This is a genomic window from Streptomyces sp. YIM 121038, from assembly GCF_006088715.1.
Taxonomy (GTDB): domain Bacteria; phylum Actinomycetota; class Actinomycetes; order Streptomycetales; family Streptomycetaceae; genus Streptomyces.
Genome location: NZ_CP030771.1, coordinates 9,903,659 through 9,921,155 on the forward strand (window position 1 = coordinate 9,903,659; position 17,497 = coordinate 9,921,155).

Annotated in this window: 13 protein-coding genes and 1 pseudogene; 12 read left to right on the forward strand and 2 right to left on the reverse strand. The window is 72.9% G+C overall.

Going from position 1 to position 17,497, the window contains the following annotated elements:
* The first annotated feature begins 29 nt into the window (after positions 1–29).
* Positions 30–1,256, forward strand: coding sequence for a cytochrome P450 (locus C9F11_RS41820; RefSeq protein ID WP_138965688.1), 1,227 nt, complete (start codon positions 30–32; stop codon positions 1,254–1,256).
* Between the two features lie 14 nt (positions 1,257–1,270).
* Complete coding sequence (locus tag C9F11_RS41825; protein ID WP_249402117.1) at positions 1,271–1,903, forward strand: DUF2461 family protein; 633 nt, start codon at positions 1,271–1,273, stop codon at positions 1,901–1,903.
* A gap of 56 nt (positions 1,904–1,959) precedes the next feature.
* On the opposite strand, the pseudogene C9F11_RS41830 reads toward C9F11_RS41825, so the two are convergent.
* A pseudogene (locus tag C9F11_RS41830) lies at positions 1,960–2,303 on the reverse strand (hypothetical protein); the annotation flags it as partial.
* An 85-nt stretch (positions 2,304–2,388) separates the two neighbouring features.
* Between C9F11_RS41830 and C9F11_RS41835 the strand changes: the two are divergent.
* The 3 genes from C9F11_RS41835 (at position 2,389) to C9F11_RS41845 (ending at position 9,520) form a co-directional block, all read left to right on the forward strand.
* The gene (locus tag C9F11_RS41835; RefSeq protein ID WP_138965690.1) at positions 2,389–3,579 is read left to right on the forward strand and encodes an NAD(P)/FAD-dependent oxidoreductase; all 1,191 of its coding nucleotides are present in this window, start codon (positions 2,389–2,391) and stop codon (positions 3,577–3,579) included.
* 25 nt (positions 3,580–3,604) lie between these two features.
* On the forward strand, positions 3,605–7,804 hold the full coding sequence (locus C9F11_RS41840; RefSeq protein ID WP_138965692.1) for a non-ribosomal peptide synthetase: 4,200 nt from the start codon (positions 3,605–3,607) through the stop codon (positions 7,802–7,804).
* A 132-nt stretch (positions 7,805–7,936) separates the two neighbouring features.
* Positions 7,937–9,520, forward strand: a complete 1,584-nt coding sequence (locus C9F11_RS41845; protein ID WP_138965694.1) for an MFS transporter — start codon at positions 7,937–7,939, stop codon at positions 9,518–9,520.
* Here the strand turns inward: C9F11_RS41845 and C9F11_RS41850 are convergent.
* Positions 9,474–10,268, reverse strand: a complete 795-nt coding sequence (locus C9F11_RS41850; protein ID WP_171076030.1) for an enoyl-CoA hydratase/isomerase family protein — start codon at positions 10,266–10,268, stop codon at positions 9,474–9,476. The genes C9F11_RS41845 and C9F11_RS41850 overlap by 47 nt on opposite strands.
* A gap of 197 nt (positions 10,269–10,465) precedes the next feature.
* Here C9F11_RS41850 and C9F11_RS41855 point away from each other — a divergent pair, with 197 nt between their 5' ends.
* The 7 genes from C9F11_RS41855 to C9F11_RS41885 all read left to right on the forward strand — a co-directional run bounded on the left by C9F11_RS41855 (position 10,466) and on the right by C9F11_RS41885 (position 17,456).
* The gene (locus tag C9F11_RS41855) at positions 10,466–11,257 is read left to right on the forward strand and encodes an SDR family oxidoreductase (RefSeq protein WP_138965706.1); all 792 of its coding nucleotides are present in this window, start codon (positions 10,466–10,468) and stop codon (positions 11,255–11,257) included.
* A gap of 138 nt (positions 11,258–11,395) precedes the next feature.
* A complete protein-coding gene (locus C9F11_RS41860) occupies positions 11,396–11,650 on the forward strand; it encodes a phosphopantetheine-binding protein (protein WP_138965708.1) in 255 nt (84 codons plus the stop codon).
* Complete coding sequence (locus tag C9F11_RS41865; RefSeq protein WP_138965710.1) at positions 11,650–12,873, forward strand: beta-ketoacyl-[acyl-carrier-protein] synthase family protein; 1,224 nt, start codon at positions 11,650–11,652, stop codon at positions 12,871–12,873. The genes C9F11_RS41860 and C9F11_RS41865 overlap by 1 nt, the downstream gene beginning before the upstream one ends.
* The gene (locus C9F11_RS41870) at positions 12,870–13,775 is read left to right on the forward strand and encodes an SDR family oxidoreductase (RefSeq protein ID WP_138965712.1); all 906 of its coding nucleotides are present in this window, start codon (positions 12,870–12,872) and stop codon (positions 13,773–13,775) included. The genes C9F11_RS41865 and C9F11_RS41870 overlap by 4 nt, the downstream gene beginning before the upstream one ends.
* Entirely contained in the window at positions 13,772–14,830 is a 1,059-nt protein-coding gene (locus C9F11_RS41875) for a ScbA/BarX family gamma-butyrolactone biosynthesis protein (RefSeq protein WP_171076031.1), read from the forward strand. The genes C9F11_RS41870 and C9F11_RS41875 overlap by 4 nt, the downstream gene beginning before the upstream one ends.
* Entirely contained in the window at positions 14,827–15,963 is a 1,137-nt protein-coding gene (locus C9F11_RS41880) for a beta-ketoacyl-ACP synthase 3 (RefSeq protein WP_249402118.1), read from the forward strand. The genes C9F11_RS41875 and C9F11_RS41880 overlap by 4 nt, the downstream gene beginning before the upstream one ends.
* Complete coding sequence (locus C9F11_RS41885; protein WP_138965714.1) at positions 15,951–17,456, forward strand: radical SAM protein; 1,506 nt, start codon at positions 15,951–15,953, stop codon at positions 17,454–17,456. Before C9F11_RS41880 ends, C9F11_RS41885 begins: the two co-directional genes overlap by 13 nt.
* Positions 17,457–17,497: the final 41 nt, after the last annotated feature.

The following is a 17,497-nucleotide window of genomic DNA, read 5'->3' on the forward strand; positions in this document are numbered from 1 at the left end:
CCCCACCGGACCCCGAACGGAGTGCACCCGTGCCCCTCGCGCCCCCAGAGTGCCCCTTCTCCGGCCCCGCGCCCTCCCTGACGGACCCGGACCTGTACGCCCGCGGCGATCCCCACGGCCTGTGGCGGGAGCTGCGGGACACGCGCCCGGTCAGCTGGCAGGACGAGGGGGAGCGGGGCGGCTTCTGGTCGGTGACCGGCTACGAGGACGCCCAACGGGTGCTCAGGGAGTGGAAGGACTTCACCTCCACCCGCGGCACCATGCTCCGGGAGAACCTCACCGAGCCCTACCCCGGGGCCGGGACGATGCTGGCCCTCACCGACCCGCCCCGCCACGACGTGATCCGCAAGGCCCTGACCCCCCTGTTCACCCCGCGCGCCATGGCCCGCCTCGAAACCCGTGCCCGCCAGGTCACGGCGGCGCTGATCGACGAGGCGCTGACGGCCGGGCACTGCGACGTCGCCACCGACATCGCCGCCCGCATCCCCCTGGCCGTCACCGCGGAACTCCTCGGCGTCCGCGACGACGCCGTCGGACCGCTGGAGGCCGCCATGGCCTGCGTCACCGGCGCCGACGTGGACAGCGGCGAGGTCCAGGAGGCCCATCTGGAGATCCTGCGCTACTACACCGAGGCGCTGTTCGAACCGCCCGGCGCCCCCGACGCCAACGTCGTCTCCGCGCTGCTGCACGCCCGTTCCCGCGGCCAGGACATCTCGGACGAGGAGATCATCCTGGCCTGCGACAACGTGATCGTCGCCGCCACCGAGACCAGCCGCAACGCCATGACCTCCGGCCTTCTCGCCCTCCTGAGGCACCCGACGGCCTGGGCCGAACTGCGCGCGGGCCGCCTGGAGACGGCGCCCGTCGTCGAGGAGATCCTGCGCCTGACGGCCCCGGCGACGCACGTGCTGCGCGTCGCCACCCGCGACCTCACCCTGTCCGGCGCCCGGATCAAGGCCGGTGACGCGGTCGTGGTGTGGCTCACGTCGGTCAACCGCGACGCCTCCGCCTTCGAGGAACCCGACACCGTCCGCTTCGACCGGCGGCCCAACCGCCACCTCACGTTCGGCACCGGGGTGCACTTCTGCCTGGGCGCCCCGCTCGCCCGGCTCCTGCTCTCCGTGTTCCTCGGCGAACTCGCCCACCGCACCGGGAAGGTGGAACTGGCAGGCGAGCCCCGCCGCAACGCCTCGCACCACGTCTGGGGCTACGCCTCCCTGCCCGTCTCGCTGTCCCCGCGCGCGGATCATGGGTGAGCTATCCTGCGCGGATGCGTGGACGGTTCACAGGCTGGCCGGAGCGGGCCATGGACGTGCTGGTGCAGTTGCAGGGCGAGCCGTCCCACACGACCCGCGAGCGCTGCCGCGCGGACCGCGAGCACCTCGTCCGGCAGCCGATGATCGCCCTGTTGCACGAGGTCGCGGACGCCGACTCCCGCTACGAGGACTTCTCCGTCTGGCACTACCGCACCGACGCGTGGTGGTGGCAGCACCAGGGCGCGGTGATCCGCCTCGGCCGGAAGATCGAGATCGGCCTCCGCTTCGACCTGGACGGCCTGCGGATCCAGGGCGCCTGGTGGTACCCCGACCCCGGCCAGGTGGACGTGTTCCGCAAGGCCGTGGCCGCCGAGGGGAGCGGCCGCCACCTGGCCGGCATCGTCGAGGACGTACGGAAGAAGGGCTACGGGATCTCCGGGGACGTGATGAAACGCCCCCCGCGCGGCTATCCGGTGGACCACGCCCGCACCCACCTGCTGCGCCACCGTTCGCTGATCGCCGCCCGGTACCTCGGCGACGGGGACTGGCTGCACACCCCCGAGGCCGTCGACCGGGTCCTGTCGGCCGCCGCCGATCTGGATCCCCTGCTGAGGTGGCTGGTCCGGCACGTGCAGCGCGCCGCCTGACGGGACGAGGACACCCCGCGGCAGCGGAGCCGCCCCCGTACCGCCGCAGCGCGCGCTCAGAACGTGATGCGGACCTTCAGGGCCGATCGGTCGTCCATCGCCCGGTAGCCGTCCGGCACCTCGGCCAGCGGGACCGTACGGTCGAAGACGGGCCCCGGATCCAGGGCGCCGGACAGTACGTCCGGCAGGAGCTCGGGGCGCGTTCCGCGCCGAGGCGCCGCGCGGCGAGGACCCCGCACAGCCCCACCGCGCCGTCGCCGACCACCGCGACCGTGGCGCCCGGGCGCACCTGCGCGCTCACCGCCGCGTGGTGCCCGGTGCTCAGGACGTCGGACAGCGCGAGCAGGCCGGGCAGCAGCTTCCGCTCCCCGGCGAGCTCCGGCGGCAGCGGCACCAGCGTCGCCGCCCTCATTAAGGCGCGGCGGCCCCGCGCAATCAACGGGCCCATACCGTCCACGGCCCGACAACCAGGAGGAAGAAGACAGATGTACGACGTCATTGTGGTGGGCGCGCGCTGCGCGGGATCTCCTACGGCGATGCTCCTGGCGCGCGCCGGACACCGCGTCCTGCTCCTGGACCGGGTCCGCTTCCCGCGGGACACGCTCTCGTCGCACTACATCCACCAGCCCGGCACGGCGCTCCTGGACCGCTGGGGACTCCTCGCCGCGGTGCGCGACTCCGGCTGCCCGCCCCTCGAACGCGTCCGGTACGAGGCCGCTGACGTCAGCGTCTCGGGCTGTTCACCGCCCGTCGGGGGCCGGCGGGCGGGATGGGCGCCCCGCCGCCACGTGCTCGACCCGCTCCTCGCCGACGCCGCGGTCGCGGCGGGCGCGGAGCTCCGCCAGGGGTGCCGCGTCGACGACCTCCTCTTCGACGGCGACCGGGTCACCGGAGTCGCGTACACCACACCCCGAGGGCAGCGGTCGGTCGAACGCGCCCGGCTCGTCGTCGGCGCCGACGGCATGCGCTCGCTCGTCGCCCGGCGTGCACAGGCCCCGACGGTCACCGAGGACCGGCGCATGACCTGCACCTACTACAGCTACTGGGAAGGCCTGCCCGCCGACTTCGAGCTGTACGAGCGGCCCGGCCGGTGGATCGGGGTGATCCCGACCAACGACGCGCTCACGCTGGTGATGACGTACTTCCCGCAGGCCGACTTCGAGACCGTGCGCGCCGCGGCCGAGCCCGCCTATCTGGAGGCGGTGCGGACGACCGCTCCCCGGCTGGCCGAGCGGATGACCGACGCCCGCCGGGTCGAACGGCTCTACGGCACCGGTGACCAGCAGAACTACCTGCGCCGCGCGGCGGGCCCCGGCTGGGCGCTGGTCGGTGACGCCGCCCACCACAAGGACTCCATCGCCGCGCGCGGCATCACCGACGCCTTCCTCCAGGCGGAGCTCCTCGTCGAGAGCATCGGCACCGGCCTGGACGAGGAGCCGCGCCTCGACGCGGCGCTCGCGCGGTACGCCGCCGAACTGGAGCAGCGGTTCCTGGGCTTCTACCGCAGCACCCTCACGACGGCCGAGCTCAGGGTCCCGGAGTCACGGCTCTCCCTGCTGCGGGCGATCGCCGGCCGCCAGGACCTGGTCGACCGGTACTTCGGCACCCTGTCCGGGGCCTGCGGCCTCGACGACTTCTACAACGAGGACCTGCTGGACCTCCTCGCGCTGAGCTAGCGCCGCCACCCACCAGGAGTTGGTCATGAGCGATGTGCAGAGCCTGCTCGCCGAGCTGCGCGCCTCCGGCACCCGTCTGTGGGTCCACGAGGGCTCGCTGCGCTACCGCGCGCCCGAGCCGCTGTCCCCGGCCGTCCTCGCCGCCCTGCGGAACGCCAGAACCGAGATCGTCGCGGCGCTCAGCCAGGACCGGACCTCCCTCACCGGCGCGCCGCGCCCGGCGCGCCTGCCCCTCTCCCTGGGCCAGGAAGGTCTCTGGTACATCGACCAGCTCGGCGCCCACGACATGGCGTACAACGTACGGACCGACCTGCGGCTGCGGGGCGAACTGGACGAGCCCGCACTGCGCCGCGCGCTCGGGGAACTCGTGCGCAGACACGAGAGCCTGCGCACGCGCTACGTCTCCGAGAACGGGGTCGGACACCAGATCGTCGACCCGCCCGGCGAGGTCCCCATGGACGTCACCGATCTGTCGCGGCTGACCCCGGAGCGGCGCGCGGACCGGCTGGCGGCGATCAGCGACGCCCACACCGACCACCGCTTCGACCTGGCGGCCGACCTCGCGCTGCTGGTGCACCTGGTCCGCAACGAGCCCACCGACCACGTCCTCCTCGTCACCGTCCCGCACATCGCCATCGACGGGCCCTCCACCGCGATCATGTTCGACGAACTGGACGCGCTGTACCGCGCCTTCGGAGAGGGCCGGACGTCCCCGCTGCCGCCGCCGGTCGCGCAGTACGCCGACTACGCCGTATGGCAGCGGGAGTGGGCCGAAGGGCCCGACTACGCGCGGCAGTTGCGGTACTGGAAGGACCGGCTCGCCGGAGCGGCACCCCTGCTGGACATGCCGACCGACAGGAGCCGTCCCGCGGTGCCCACCCAGTCCGGCGACATGCTGAGGTTCAGCGTGCCACCGGAGCTCGCCGCGCGCTTGGAGGGGTTGCGCAGGGAACACGACGCCACCCTCTACATGGTGCTGCTCGCGGGCTTCCACGCGACGCTGGCGAAGTGGACCCGGCAGTCGGACATCTGCGTCGGGTTCCCGGTGGACGCGCGCTCGCACGACGAGGCCGCCCGTCTGATCGGCTACTTCGTCAACACCGTCGTCCTGCGGAGCACCATCGGCGGGGACAGCACGTTCCTGACCCTCCTGGACAGCGTGCGCACCGGCCTGCTCGGCGCCTACGACCACCGCGACCTGCCCATCGGCCGCCTGGTCGCCGAACTGGCCCCCGCCCGTGAGGCCGGCGCCCACCCCCTTTTCCAGGTGATGTCCGCCCATCTGACCCCGGGCGAGCACCGCCTGGGCGGGCTGCGGGTCACCCAGCTGGACACCGGGGACCGTACGGCGAAGTTCGACCTGACCTTCGTCACGGAGGAGATCGGCCCCGACGGATCGATCACGGCGGGCCTGGAGTACGCGACCGACCTGTTCGACCGGTCGACCGTCGAGGGCCTTGCCGACGGCGTCCTGACTCTGCTCGACCGGGTCACCCGACACCCGGCCGCCCCCTTGCGCGAGCTGTCCCTCCTCCCGGACGCCCGGCTCGCCGACCGGGTCGCCGAACTGTCCGGCGCGCCCCGGCCCACCGGCGACAACGCCTGCCTGCACCACCTGGTGGAGCGCACCGCACGCCGCACGCCCGACGCCCTCGCGGTCATCGCCGGAGAGGAGCGGCTCACCTACCGCGAACTGGACGCCGGGGCCGACCGATGGGCAGCGCTGCTGCGGGAGCGGGGGATCGGCCCCGAGCAGCTCGTCGGCGTCTTCCTCGGCCGCTCTGCCACGATGGTCGTCGCCCTGCTGGCCGTGCTGAAGGCGGGCGGCGCCTATCTGCCGCTGGACCCGGAGTACCCCCGGGCCCGCGTCCAGGGCATGCTGGAGGACAGCGGGGCGAGGGTGGTGGTGACCTCCTCCGACGTCGCCCACCGGCTGGAGGCGCCCGCGGCCGAACTGCTCCTGGTCGACGAGCCGTTCACCGTCTCCGGCGCGTATGAAGACGCCGGTGCGGTGCCGGACAACGCGGCGTACTGCCTGTACACCTCCGGATCGACGGGCCGCCCGAAGGGAGTCGTGCTGCGGCACGAGAACGCGGTCGCGTTCGTGCGCTGGGCGAGCACGTCCTTCACCGAGGAGGAGCTCGCCCGGGTGCTGTTCAGCACGTCGATCTCCTTCGACCTCTCCGTCTTCGAACTGTTCGCGCCGCTGTCGGTCGGCGGCACGGTGATCCTGGCGGACAACGCCCTGGACCTGCTGGACGCGGACGCCGGGGACGCCCCGGACGGTTCCGGGGAGGTGAGCCTGCTCAACATCGTGCCGTCGGTGGGCCGGGTCCTCGCCGAAGCGGGCCGCGTACCGGCGGGCGTACGCGCGATCAATCTGGCGGGGGAGGCCCTGCGGCCCGAGATCGTGGACCGGCTGCGCCGACTCGCACCGCGGGCACGGATCAACAACCTGTACGGACCCACGGAGTACACGACCTACGCCACGGGCCGCGAGGTGACCGCGGCGGAACGGATCACCATCGGCCGTCCGTTCCCGGGCACCCAGGCCCTCGTCCTGGACGACGCGCTGTCCCCGGTCCCCGCCGGCGTCGTCGGCGAGCTGTACCTCGCGGGCCCGGGCCTCGCCCGCGGCTACTGGCACCGGCCCGGCATGACCGCGGAGAAGTTCCTGCCCAACCCCTACGGCCCGGCGGGCAGCCGCATGTACCGCACCGGGGACCTGGTCCGGTCGCTGCCCGGCGGCGAACTCGACTTCCGAGGACGGCTCGACCACCAGGTGAAGGTCCGCGGCTACCGCGTCGAGCCGGGCGAGATCGAGACGGTGCTGCTCTCCTCGGAGCAGGTCAAGGACGCCGTGGTCGTCGTCGACGGCGCCGGTACCGAGGAGGCGCGCCTGATCGCCCATGTGGTGGCGGACCCGGCCGCCGAGCCCGACCTCGCCCGCCGCATGGCGGAACGGCTGCCCGCCTTCATGGCCGCGTCCGCGATCGTCTTCCTCGACCGGCTCCCGTTGACGGCCAACGGCAAGGTGGACCGCCGCGCCCTGCCCGACCCGGAGGCCCACCTGGCCCGGACGCCCACCGACGACGTTCCCCGGGACGAGGTGGAGGCGGCGCTCCTCGGCATCTGGAGCGACGTCCTCGGGGGCGTACGGATCGGGATCAGGGACAGCTTCTTCGAAGCGGGCGGGCACTCCCTCCTGGCCACCCAGGCGCTGTCGCGCATCCGCCGTGCCCTGGGCGTACGCCTGTCCCTGACCGACGTCCTGACGGCGCCGACCGTGGCCGAACTGGCCGCCGTACTCAGGGACAAGGGCGCCGGAGCCCCCGGCGCGCCGTCGCGGCCGGACACCGCAGGCGCAACGCCGCGGCACGCTGTGCGGGACACCGCGCAGGACAGTCCACAGGACTCCTTCGCGCCGGTCCTTCCGATACGCTCCTCCGGCTCCCGGCCCCCGCTGTTCTGCTTCCACCCTGCTCTCGGCCTGAGCCTTCCCTACGCGGGTCTGGCCGCGCACCTGGGTCCCGACCGGCCCGTCTTCGGTCTGCAGTCGCCCCACATCGGCGGCTCCTCCCGGTTCCCGGCGTCGGTCGAGGAAGTGGCCGATGAGTACGTCGGCCGTATCCGGGAGATCCGTCCGAACGGGCCCTACCACCTGCTCGGCTGGTCGTTCGGAGGGCTGCTCGCCTTCGAGGCGGCGGTGCGGCTGCGGGCCGCGGGCGAGGCGGTCGCCTCGCTGACGGTGGTGGACAGCCGACCCGCCGTCGCGGGGGAGCGGCCGCCGTCGGAGCGTGACCTGCTCACGGCCTTCCTGGACCACGCGGGAATCCGCCACCCCGGCACCGCGCCGACCCCGGACGGCGCGCTGGCTCTGGCCCGGGGCGAGGGCAGCAGGCTCGCGGGCATCGGCGCCCGGCACCTGGAGCGCGTCCTCGCCGTGATGCGCAACAACGCGGTGCTGGCCCAGCGCTACGTCCCCACCCGCTTCACCGGTTCCGTCCGGCTGTTCGTCGGCACGAAGGGCGCCACCGAGGACGAACTCCGGGCGCGGGCACAGAGCTGGGCGCCCCACGTCGAGGGCGCGGTCCAGGTCTTCCGGATCGGCTTCCGCCACGAGGAACTGATGGACCCGCGGCCGCGGTCCGAGATCGCGGCCGTGCTGCTGGGCGACCTGGAGGGCGCGGAACGGCACACGTGGTCCGGCACCGCCCTGGCGTGAATGCGGCGGACTCCCCGCCCGTCCCTTGTGGCTGCCGCCCTCGCCCCGTAAGGTCTGCGCGTTCTGCCCACGGGGGCAGTGCTCCTCGTGCGGCGGCTCGGTGAGGGACCGGAGGACTGGGGGCTGAGTCTCGTGCCTGATCGATCTGTGCCGCGGCCGGGCCCGGTGGCCGCCGTCACCCTCGTCGCCGCGTTCATGGCGTTCCTGGACGCGACGATCGTGAACATCGCGATCCCCGACATGCACCACTCGTTCCCCGCGGACTCCCTGGGCGACCTGTCGTGGGTGCTGAACGCGTACAACATCGTCTTCGCCGCCTTCCTGATGCCCTTCGGCCGCCTCGCCGACCGCTGGGGGCGCAGGCGGGCCTTCCTGGCGGGGCTCGCGGTGTTCACCCTCGCCTCGGGGGTGTGCGCGCTGGCGGGGAGCGTCGGCGTGCTCGTGGCCGCCCGCGTCGTGCAGGCCGTGGGCGGGGCGATGCTGGTGCCGACGTCGCTCGCGCTGCTCCTCGAGGTGTACCCGGCCGCGCGCCGGGCCGCGGCGGTCGCCGCGTACGGCGCGACCTCGGCGGCCGCCGCCGGCATCGGGCCCTCGGTCGGCGGGGTGCTGATCAGCGCCCAGGGCTGGGAGCTGGTGTTCGTGGTCAACCTCCCGCTGGGGGCGCTGGCGGGAGTCCTGGGGTGGCGGGTGCTGCACGAGAGCCGCGAGCCGCGGGGCCTGCCGATGCCGGACCTGATCGGCGCCGCCCTGCTCGGCGCGGGCGTCGGGGCGCTGGCCGCGGCGGCGGTCAAGGGCGACGACTGGGGCTGGGCCTCGGCCGCCACGATCGGCTCCCTGGCACTCGCGGCGGCGGCCCTCGCCGGGATGGCGCTGCGCTCGGCGCGACACCCGGCACCCGCCTTCGACCCGGCCTTCCTGCGACTGCGTACCTTCGCCGTCGCCAACGCCGTGTCCCTGGTCTTCGCGGTGGCCTTCTTCGCCACCCTGCTGTGCAACGTGCTGTATCTGACCTCGATCTGGCACTACTCCACGCTGCGCACGGGCTTGGCCGTCACGCCCGCCCCGATCGCCGCGGCCCTGATCGCGCTGCCGGCCGAGCGCCTCGCCCGCAGGACCGGGGCGCGCGCCGTCGCCCTGCTGGGCCTGGTGGTCTTCGCGGTCGGCGCGCTGCTCTACGGGACCTGGATCGGGCCCGACCCGGACTTCCTGGGCCAGTGGTTGCCGGTCAGCGCGCTGACCGGCCTTGGCGCCGGTATCGCCCTGCCGACGCTGAGCGCCGCGTCGCTCGCCCAGGTGCCGGTGGCGCGGTACGCGGTGGGTTCGGCGGGCAACGCGACGGCACGTCAGGTGGGCGCGGTCTTCGGGGTGGCGCTGTTGGTGGCCGTGGTCGGCACCCCCGCCCCGCAGGAGCTGCGCGAGGCGCTGCGGCACGGCTGGCTGTGGGCGTCGGCGGTCACCCTCCCCGCCGTGGTGGCGGTCCTGTTCCTGGGCGCGGACACGGGGCGTGCGCGAGGTGCTGGTTCCGGCCGTGTACGAGGCGCGGACGCCGGGCGCGTACGCGGCGTGGACGGCGGCTACGACAAGGACAGTACGGGCGGCGGGGACGACCCCGGCGACAAGGCGGGAAGGGGCGACGGTGCCGAGGCCGGTACGGGCGACAGCGGTGAGGTCACTCGCCCCGGAACTCGGGCCACTCCCCGGCCAGAAGGGACGTGACCCCGCGCCGCATGTCACGCGAGGCCACCCCGGCCGCGAAGTCCGCGCGCTCCAGCTCGAGGTGGTCCGCGAGGCCGGTCGACAGGCTCCGGTCGAGCAGCCGCTTGGCGCTGCGGAGGGCGTGCGGGGCGGCCTGCGCCAGCTCCTCAAGTCGGCGTAGCCCCGCGTCCACCAGGTCCGCGGGGTCGACGACCGCACCGACCAGGCCCTCCTTCAGCGCCTGCGGGGGGCGCAGAACGGGCTGTTCCAGGAGCAGTTCCAGCGCGCGGGCGTGGCCGACCACGCGGGGCAGGAACCAGGCCATGCCGGCGTCCGTCGAGGCCCCGATGGCTCCGTACGCGAAGTGGAAGGACGCCCGGCGTGAAGCGATGCGCAGGTCGCAGGCCAGCGCGAGGGAGAACCCGGCGCCCGCCGCCTGTCCGTTGACCGCGGCCAGGACCGGGCACCCCAGGGAGCGTATGGTCAGTACGACTTCGGACAACAGCCCCGTCAGCCGGTCGCCGTAGGCCACGGCGTCGAACTGCGGGTCCGACATGGCCTGGTGGTACGCGCGCAGATCGCCGCCGAGACAGAAGGCCCGCCCCGCGCCCGTGACCAGGACCCCTCGCAGCTCCGGATCGGCCGTCAGGGACCGCAGCGCCTCGGTGAGCTGGACCAGCAAGGGTGTGTCCATCGCGTTGCCCGCGTCGGGACGGTCGAGGGTCACCACGGCCGTGCGCCCCTGGGTGGAGACGGGGACGTGGGACACGGTGACGGATGGGGATTGTGGGGAATCGGCCGCCGAACTCATTTCCATGGCACGGCAGCGTAGATCTGTGTAAGGACGCTCACAAGACCGCTTAACCACGGTGACTTTTCGAGGTCGGTGTCCTACCATCGCCCTCAGACCGCCGACGTGAATCCTTATACGTCGGCTCTTCGTACGCGATGTTCCACGGGGGTTGCATGCCGAACGTCGCTCCATTGCGTCCACCTGACGAAAGTTGTTCTCTGGTGACGGGCGCGTCGCGCGGGATCGGCGCGGCCATCGCGCTCTCGCTCGCCGCCACCGGAAGGCCCGTTGTTGTCGGTTACCGCGCGGACGAGGCCGCCGCGCAGCGCACGGTCGAGGCGGTCGAACGCGCCGGTGGCAAGGCACTCGCCGTCCAGGCCGACGTCACCGTTTCCACCGACGTGGAAAGAATTTTCGATTCCGCTGAATCCGCCTTCGGGCCTGTCACGGTATTGATAAACAATGCCGGGGTCCGGTCCGATCAGATCTTCTCCGCCATGGAACCGGACGACTGGAATGTGGTGCTGGACACCAACCTGAATTCCGTCTACCGGACCGTGCGCAGAGCTCTTCCCGCTATGGGGAAGGCGCGTTTCGGTCGTATCGTGAACATCGGTTCCGTGCTCGGCGGTCGATCATTGCCGGGCGTGGCCAATTACGCGACGGCCAAAGCGGGCCTGGAGGCCCTGACCAGATCGGTGGCCGTCGAGGTCGCCCGGCGCGGCATCACCGTCAACGCGGTGGCGCCCGGCCTCGTCGAGACCGAACTCGTGCGTGACGTCGCGTTCCTGAGACGTTCGGCCCGCGCGGCGATCCCGGCACGACGGGCCGCCACGCCCGCCGAGATCGCCGCCTGTGTGAGCTTCCTGGCCTCGCCCGAGGCCGGCTACGTCACGGGAACCACCCTCACCGTCGACGGAGGGCTCTCCGCCGCGGCGTTCCTGCCCGGCGCGGTCCACGACTGAGAGTCACCCGTTCCCGCCCGTCGTCCCAGGGCGCTGCCCTGACGCGCCCTGCCCGCGCACCCGGCGCCCCGCCCCTCACTGAGTCCTGCCCTGCTGCCGCCCTGTCCGGGCGCACCTGCCACGATTGGAGATCGCCCCATGACCACCACCGCTCCCACCCGTGAGGCCTTGACGGAGTTCGTCGTCGAAGCGCTTGAGGACTTCGGTGCCGAGTCCGACGCCATCACCATGGACGTCACCTTCGAGGACCTCGAGATCGACTCGCTGGACCTGGTGGAGCTCGGCCAGGCCGTCAAGAAGCGGTTCGGCGTCCAGGTGCGCCCCAAGGACATGGACGGCGTCAAGACGGTGGGCGAGGCACTCGACGTCATGTTCGCGGCCGCGGGGCTGTGATGACCCCTCGAAGGGCCGTCGTCACCGGTGTCGGGGCGGTGACCCCGCTCGGCACCGGTGCCGCCGTGCTGCACGAGCGGGCCGTCGCGGGCGAGACCGGACTCACCGGCGGCGAGGGCCGCTGCACCGACTTCGCCCCCACCCCCGTGCTGACCCGCAGGGAAGCCCGCAGGACCGACCGCTTCTCGCAATTCGCCCTGGTGGCCGCCGCCGAAGCCGTCGCCGCGGCAGGCTGGGGTGACGTACCGCCCCACGCGCCCGAACGGACGGGCTGCGTCGTCGGGTCGGGGGTGGGCGGCCTGGAGACCTTCCAGGAACAGCTCGTCGTCCTGGAGAAGGAGGGACCGGAGGCGGTCTCCCCTCTCATGGTGCCGATGATGATGGCCAACGCCGCCGCGGCCCAGATAGCCCTGCGCTTCGGACTGCGCGGCGAGAGCCACTGCGTGATCTCGGCCTGCTCGGCCGGTGCGCAGGCCATCGGCGCGGGCCTGCGCATGATCCGCTCCGGCGAGGCGGACGCGGTCGTGGTCGGCGGCGCGGAGGCGGCTACCTCGGAGATCGTCCGGGCCGCCTTCCTCAACGCCGGGGCCCTCTCGCCGAGCGGGACGTCGGTGCCCTTCGACAAAGACCGCGACGGATTCCTGCTGGGGGAGGGGGCCGGAATCCTCGTCCTCGAAGAGGCCGACGCGGCGCGGCGCAGGGGAGCACCCATCCTCGCCGAACTGGCCGGTTACGGCGCCACCAGCGACGCCCACCACCTGACCGCGCCGCACCCCGAGGGCACCTCGGCGGCCCGCGCCGTCACCCTGGCCCTGACCGACGCGGGCGTCGCCCCGCAGGACGTCCACTACATCAACGCCCACGGCACCGGCACCGCCCTCAACGACAGCGCCGAGGTCACCGCCCTGCGCCGCAGCCTCGGCCCGGCCCTGGAGAGCATCCCGCTGTCCTCCACCAAGTCGGCCATCGGACACCTCCTGGGGGCGGCCGGAGCGGTGGAGGCCGTCGCCACCGTCATGGCCCTGCGCCACCGCGAGGCACCGCCCACCGCGGGCCTGCGCGTCCCCGATCCGCACCTGGGGCCGCTGACCCACCTGATCCGGTCCCGTCCGCTGAGCCCCGGCCCCGACGGGCGCCTGACCGCGCTGTCCACCGCCTTCGGGTTCGGCGGCCACAACGCGGTGCTCGTGCTGCGCACCCCCGCACGGGAGACCGGCCCATGATCGACCTGTCCGGCCGGCGCTACCTGGTCACCGGCGTCCTCACCAGCGACTCCATCGCCTGGCACCTCGCCCGCGCCCTCCAGTCGGCCGGCGCCGACGTCCTGCTGACCGGCTACGGGCGCAGCCTGCGCATCACCGAACTGGCCGCGTCCCAACTGCCCAAGCCCGCCGAGGTCCTGGCCCTCGACGTCCAGCGCCCACAGGACTTCCCCGCCCTGGCCGGGGCCGTCGCGGAGCGATGGCCCGCGCTCGACGGCGTGGTCCACGCCGTCGCGGGCGCCCCGCCCGCGGCGATCGGCGGCGGCTTCCTCACCGCCTCCGCCACCGACGCCGAAGACGCCCTGCGCACCAGCGCCCTGTCCCTGCACGCCCTGACCACGGCACTCGCCCCGCTCCTGGAGCGCGGCGCGACGCCGGGCAGCGTCGTGGGCATCGACTTCGACGGCACCCGGGCCTGGCCCGGCTACGACTGGATGGGAGTCGCCAAGGCGGCCCTGGAATCCGTCTGCCGCTATCTCGCCCTCTATCTCGGCCCCACCGGAATCCGCGTCAACCTGGTGGCCACCGGCCCCGTCGAGACCGTCTCCGGGCGGGGCGTCAGCACCTTCGACGCCCTGGACCGCCGCTGGCGCGAGGAGGCCCCGCTGGGCTGGGACAGCACCACGGCGGCCGCCGAAGTGGTCACAGGACCGGCTCTGTTCCTCCTGTCCGACCTGGCCCGGGGCGTCACCGGCGAGGTGCTCCACGCGGACGGCGGCATGCGCTGCGTCGGCATGGGAGCGGCACCGGCCGACAGGGCTCCCGGCCCCCAGGGGCCCCCGTCGGCCGGGGCTCCCGCTCCGCGGGCGGCCACGGAATCCGGGACGCCCAGTACCCCGGCACCGGAACGGGAGGCACCGTGACCACCACCGCGCCCCGGGACGCCACGACGCCGCTGACCACCGACCGAGGCGTACGCCGGCAACTGGTGCACAAGCGCGCCGTCGAACACGTCCTCACCACCGCCGTGGCCCGCCACGGCGACAGGCTCCTCGGCAGCGCCCAACTGCCGCGCTGCCACCGGTACTTCAACGACACCAGCACCCCGTACTACGACCTGCTGCTGGTGGCCGAGGCGGCCCGGCAGACCGTCGAGGCCATGACCCACGAGCTCCTGGACGTACCGCTGGACGCCCGGTTCGTCCTGGGCGGACTGGCCGTGGAGATCACCCGGCTGCCCGCCCTGCGCGTCGGGCCCGCCCCCACCGACCTCGCCGTGGAACTCCACATCGACCGCAGCAGGCGCAGCCGCAGCGGAACCCTGCGCGCGCTGGAGGGAGTGGCACAGTGCCACGTGGAAGGGGAGCCGGCGGCACGCTTCTCCGGCGCCCTGCGGTTCGTACCCGCAGACACCTACACCGACCTGCGCGCCGACCCGGCCCCGGAGCCCGCGGACACCCGCGCCGACTCGCCCGCCGCCCCCGCCCCGGGGCCCGCCGACCCGCTTCCGCCCCGCGGCACACCGGCCCTCGTGGGCCGGACCGACCCCCGCAACGTCCTGATCGGCCGACCGGACGTCCGGGGCCGCGAGACGCTCGCGCGCGTCGTCCCCGACCCGGCGGACCCCGTCTTCTTCGACCACCCGCTGGACCACCTCCCGGGCATGCTCCTGGTCGAGGCGGCCCGCCAGTGCGCACTGGTCACCCGGGCGCGGGACAGCGGCGTGCCCGTCACCGCCCTCGTGGCCACCGCCTGCCGCGCCGCCTTCCGGGAGTTCGCCGAACACGACGCGCCCCTGTGGTGCCGGGCGCGACCCGAAGGCCCCACAGGCGTACGGGTGTCGGTCGAGCAGCGTGGCCGCGCCATCGGGACGGTGGACGTCGAGTTCACCACGAGCCCCGACACCGCCCCCACGGGCGAAGGCCTGCCGAGCGGGCACGGTGGGGAACCTGCCACGGACCCAGGAGCGGGGCCATGAATCCAGCGGCGAACCCGGCCCCGCCCGCGACGCGGGGGGCCATGCACCCCGTCCTGAGCGGCGTCGGCGCCGCCCTGCCCTCCCGCGTCATCGGCAACGACCACTTCCTGCCCCTGGACGCCACCGACGCCTGGATCACCCGGCGCACCGGCATCCGCACCCGGCACCGCCTCGGCCCCGGCGAGACCCTCGCCGATCTCGCGGAGCGCGCCGCGCGCGAGGCGCTCGCCGACGCGGGCCGCCACCCCCACGAGGTCGACCACGTCCTCGTGTGCACCATCACCCCGGACCGGATCACCCCCGGCATCGCCCCGGAGCTGGCCGCCCGCCTGGGCGCCGACGGACCGCCCGCCATCGACCTCAACGCGGCCTGTTCGGGCTTCGTCTACGCCCTCGACCACGCCTGCGCGCTCGTCGAGACCGGCCGTGCGGGCTGCGTACTGGTCTGTGCGGCGGAGGCCCTGTCCCGCATCACCGACCACCACGACCGCTCGACCGCCGTCCTGTTCGGCGACGCGGCGGGCGCCGTGGTGGTCACCGCCCACCCCACCGCCGAACGCCCCGTCTTCCTGCTCGGCTCCGACGGCAGGCACACCGAGCTGCTGTACGCGGACCGGGACGAGCGCCTCCTGCGCATGGAGGGCCGCGAGGTCTTCGAGTTCGCCGTGGACAACATGACGGAGCAGACCCGCAAGGTCCTCGGCGCCGGCGGGATCGGCCTGGACGACGTCGACCTGTTCGTCGGCCACCAGGCCAACGCGCGGATCCTGCTGGCGGTGGCGGCCGAACTGGGGCTGCCGGACGCGCGTGTGGAAATCGCCGTCGACTCCGTGGGTAACACCTCCTCCGCCTCCATCCCGCACGCCCTGTGGCAGGCCCGTGAGCGCGGCCGACTGCCCGCGGGCGCCCGGATCGTCATGGCGGCCTTCGGCGCGGGCTTCGTCTGGGGCGCCGGACTCATGCGCTGGAAGACGGACCGCCCACAGCACGACCGCACGCACCACCGCGACTCAGAGAGTTCCGAGCACGACCGCACGCACCACCCCGAGACAGACAGCCACGAGCACGACCGCACGCACCACACACCCACAGCCAATCCGAGTGACCAGGGAGACACCCCGTGTCAGAGGTGAGTTCGCAGACACAGCGCTACTACCAGGGGGACAACCCCACCCGCCCCGTACCGTTCGACGGCGTCATGACGGTCTCGCACTACATCATGCCGAACTTCGCCACGATGGACTGGCACCAGGTTCCGCGCGAGAAGGTCGTCGAGAACATCCACAGCCTGCAGGACCCGGGCGGCAACCTGAACGACCGGATCATGATGTACATCCATGTTCCGTACTGCAAGTCGTTCTGCCACTACTGCAACTTCAACCGGTTCCACTACCCCAAGCAGGATTCGGAGCGCCTGGAGCGGTACACCGACTACCTCATCAAGGAGATCGACTGGTACATGCGGCAACCGTACGTCCAGGCGCGGGAGTTCACCGGCATCTACATCGGCGGCGGCAGCCCCTCGACGCTGCCCGTGTCCGCGGTGGAGCGCCTGAGCGACCATCTGCGCAAGGTCGTCCCGAACTTCGACACGATCGAGAAGAGCTTCACCGGTGAGCCCCGCACGCTGCGCCGCCCCGGACTCCTCGAAGTCCTGCGCGACCACGGCTGGGACCGCGTCACCTTCGGCATCGAGACGCTGAACGAGAAGATCCACCGCAAGATCGGCCGCCTCGACACCCGCGAGGACGTCGACGCGATCTTCGACCGGATGCGGGACATCGGCTACACCGCCGACACCTGCGTGGACATGATGTACGACCTGCCGGGTCAGACCCTCGAAGGGTTCCAGGCCGAGCTGTCCGAACTGCTCAGCTGCTACGACCCCACCGAGATCGACCTCTTCACCACGATCTACCTGCCCTACCGGCCGCTGCACAAGCTGATCATGGACGGCAGGGTCGAACAGCCCGGCAGCCCCTGGCAGCTGCTCGCCATGCGCGAGCACCTCTACGACACCCTGACGGACGCCGGGTACCACAACACCATCGCCGAGACCTGGTCCAAGCGCCCCGAGCGGTCCCAGTACCAGACCGCCCACTGCGCCCGCCAGGACATCATCGGCATCGGCTGTGCCGCCCGCGGGAACCTCCGCGACATGGTGTCGATCAACCCCGAGAAGGTCGACGACTGGCAGCGCAACGTCGACGAGCAGGGCGCCTCCACCGAGACCCTCCAGTCCATCGGCCCCGAGGGCGTGCTGGACCGGATCATGGTGATGTTCCCGCGCTACAAGTCCCTCGACAAGGAGCTCCTGGCCGACTTCGGGGCCCTGGTCGACGAGGAGGCCTTCGAGCGGGTCCGGGCCGTGCTCGACGGGCACCTCGCCGCCGGCGTCATCGAGGACGAGGGCGACCGGTTCACCGTCAACAAGCTGGGTGTCATCTGGCACGGCAACCTCCAGACCGACTACCTTCGGCACACCCTCAACACCAAGGGCGAAGTGCTGATGAACCACCTCACCGAGGCCCGCCAGGACTTCGACAGCGAGAACCGCTTCGAGGTGACCGCCGAGACCGTGTACATCAAGGAACACGACGCGGAGTACCCGAGGCTGATGAAGTAGCGCTTCGCCGCGCCGTCCCCGACGGTGCCCCCGTCGAAAGG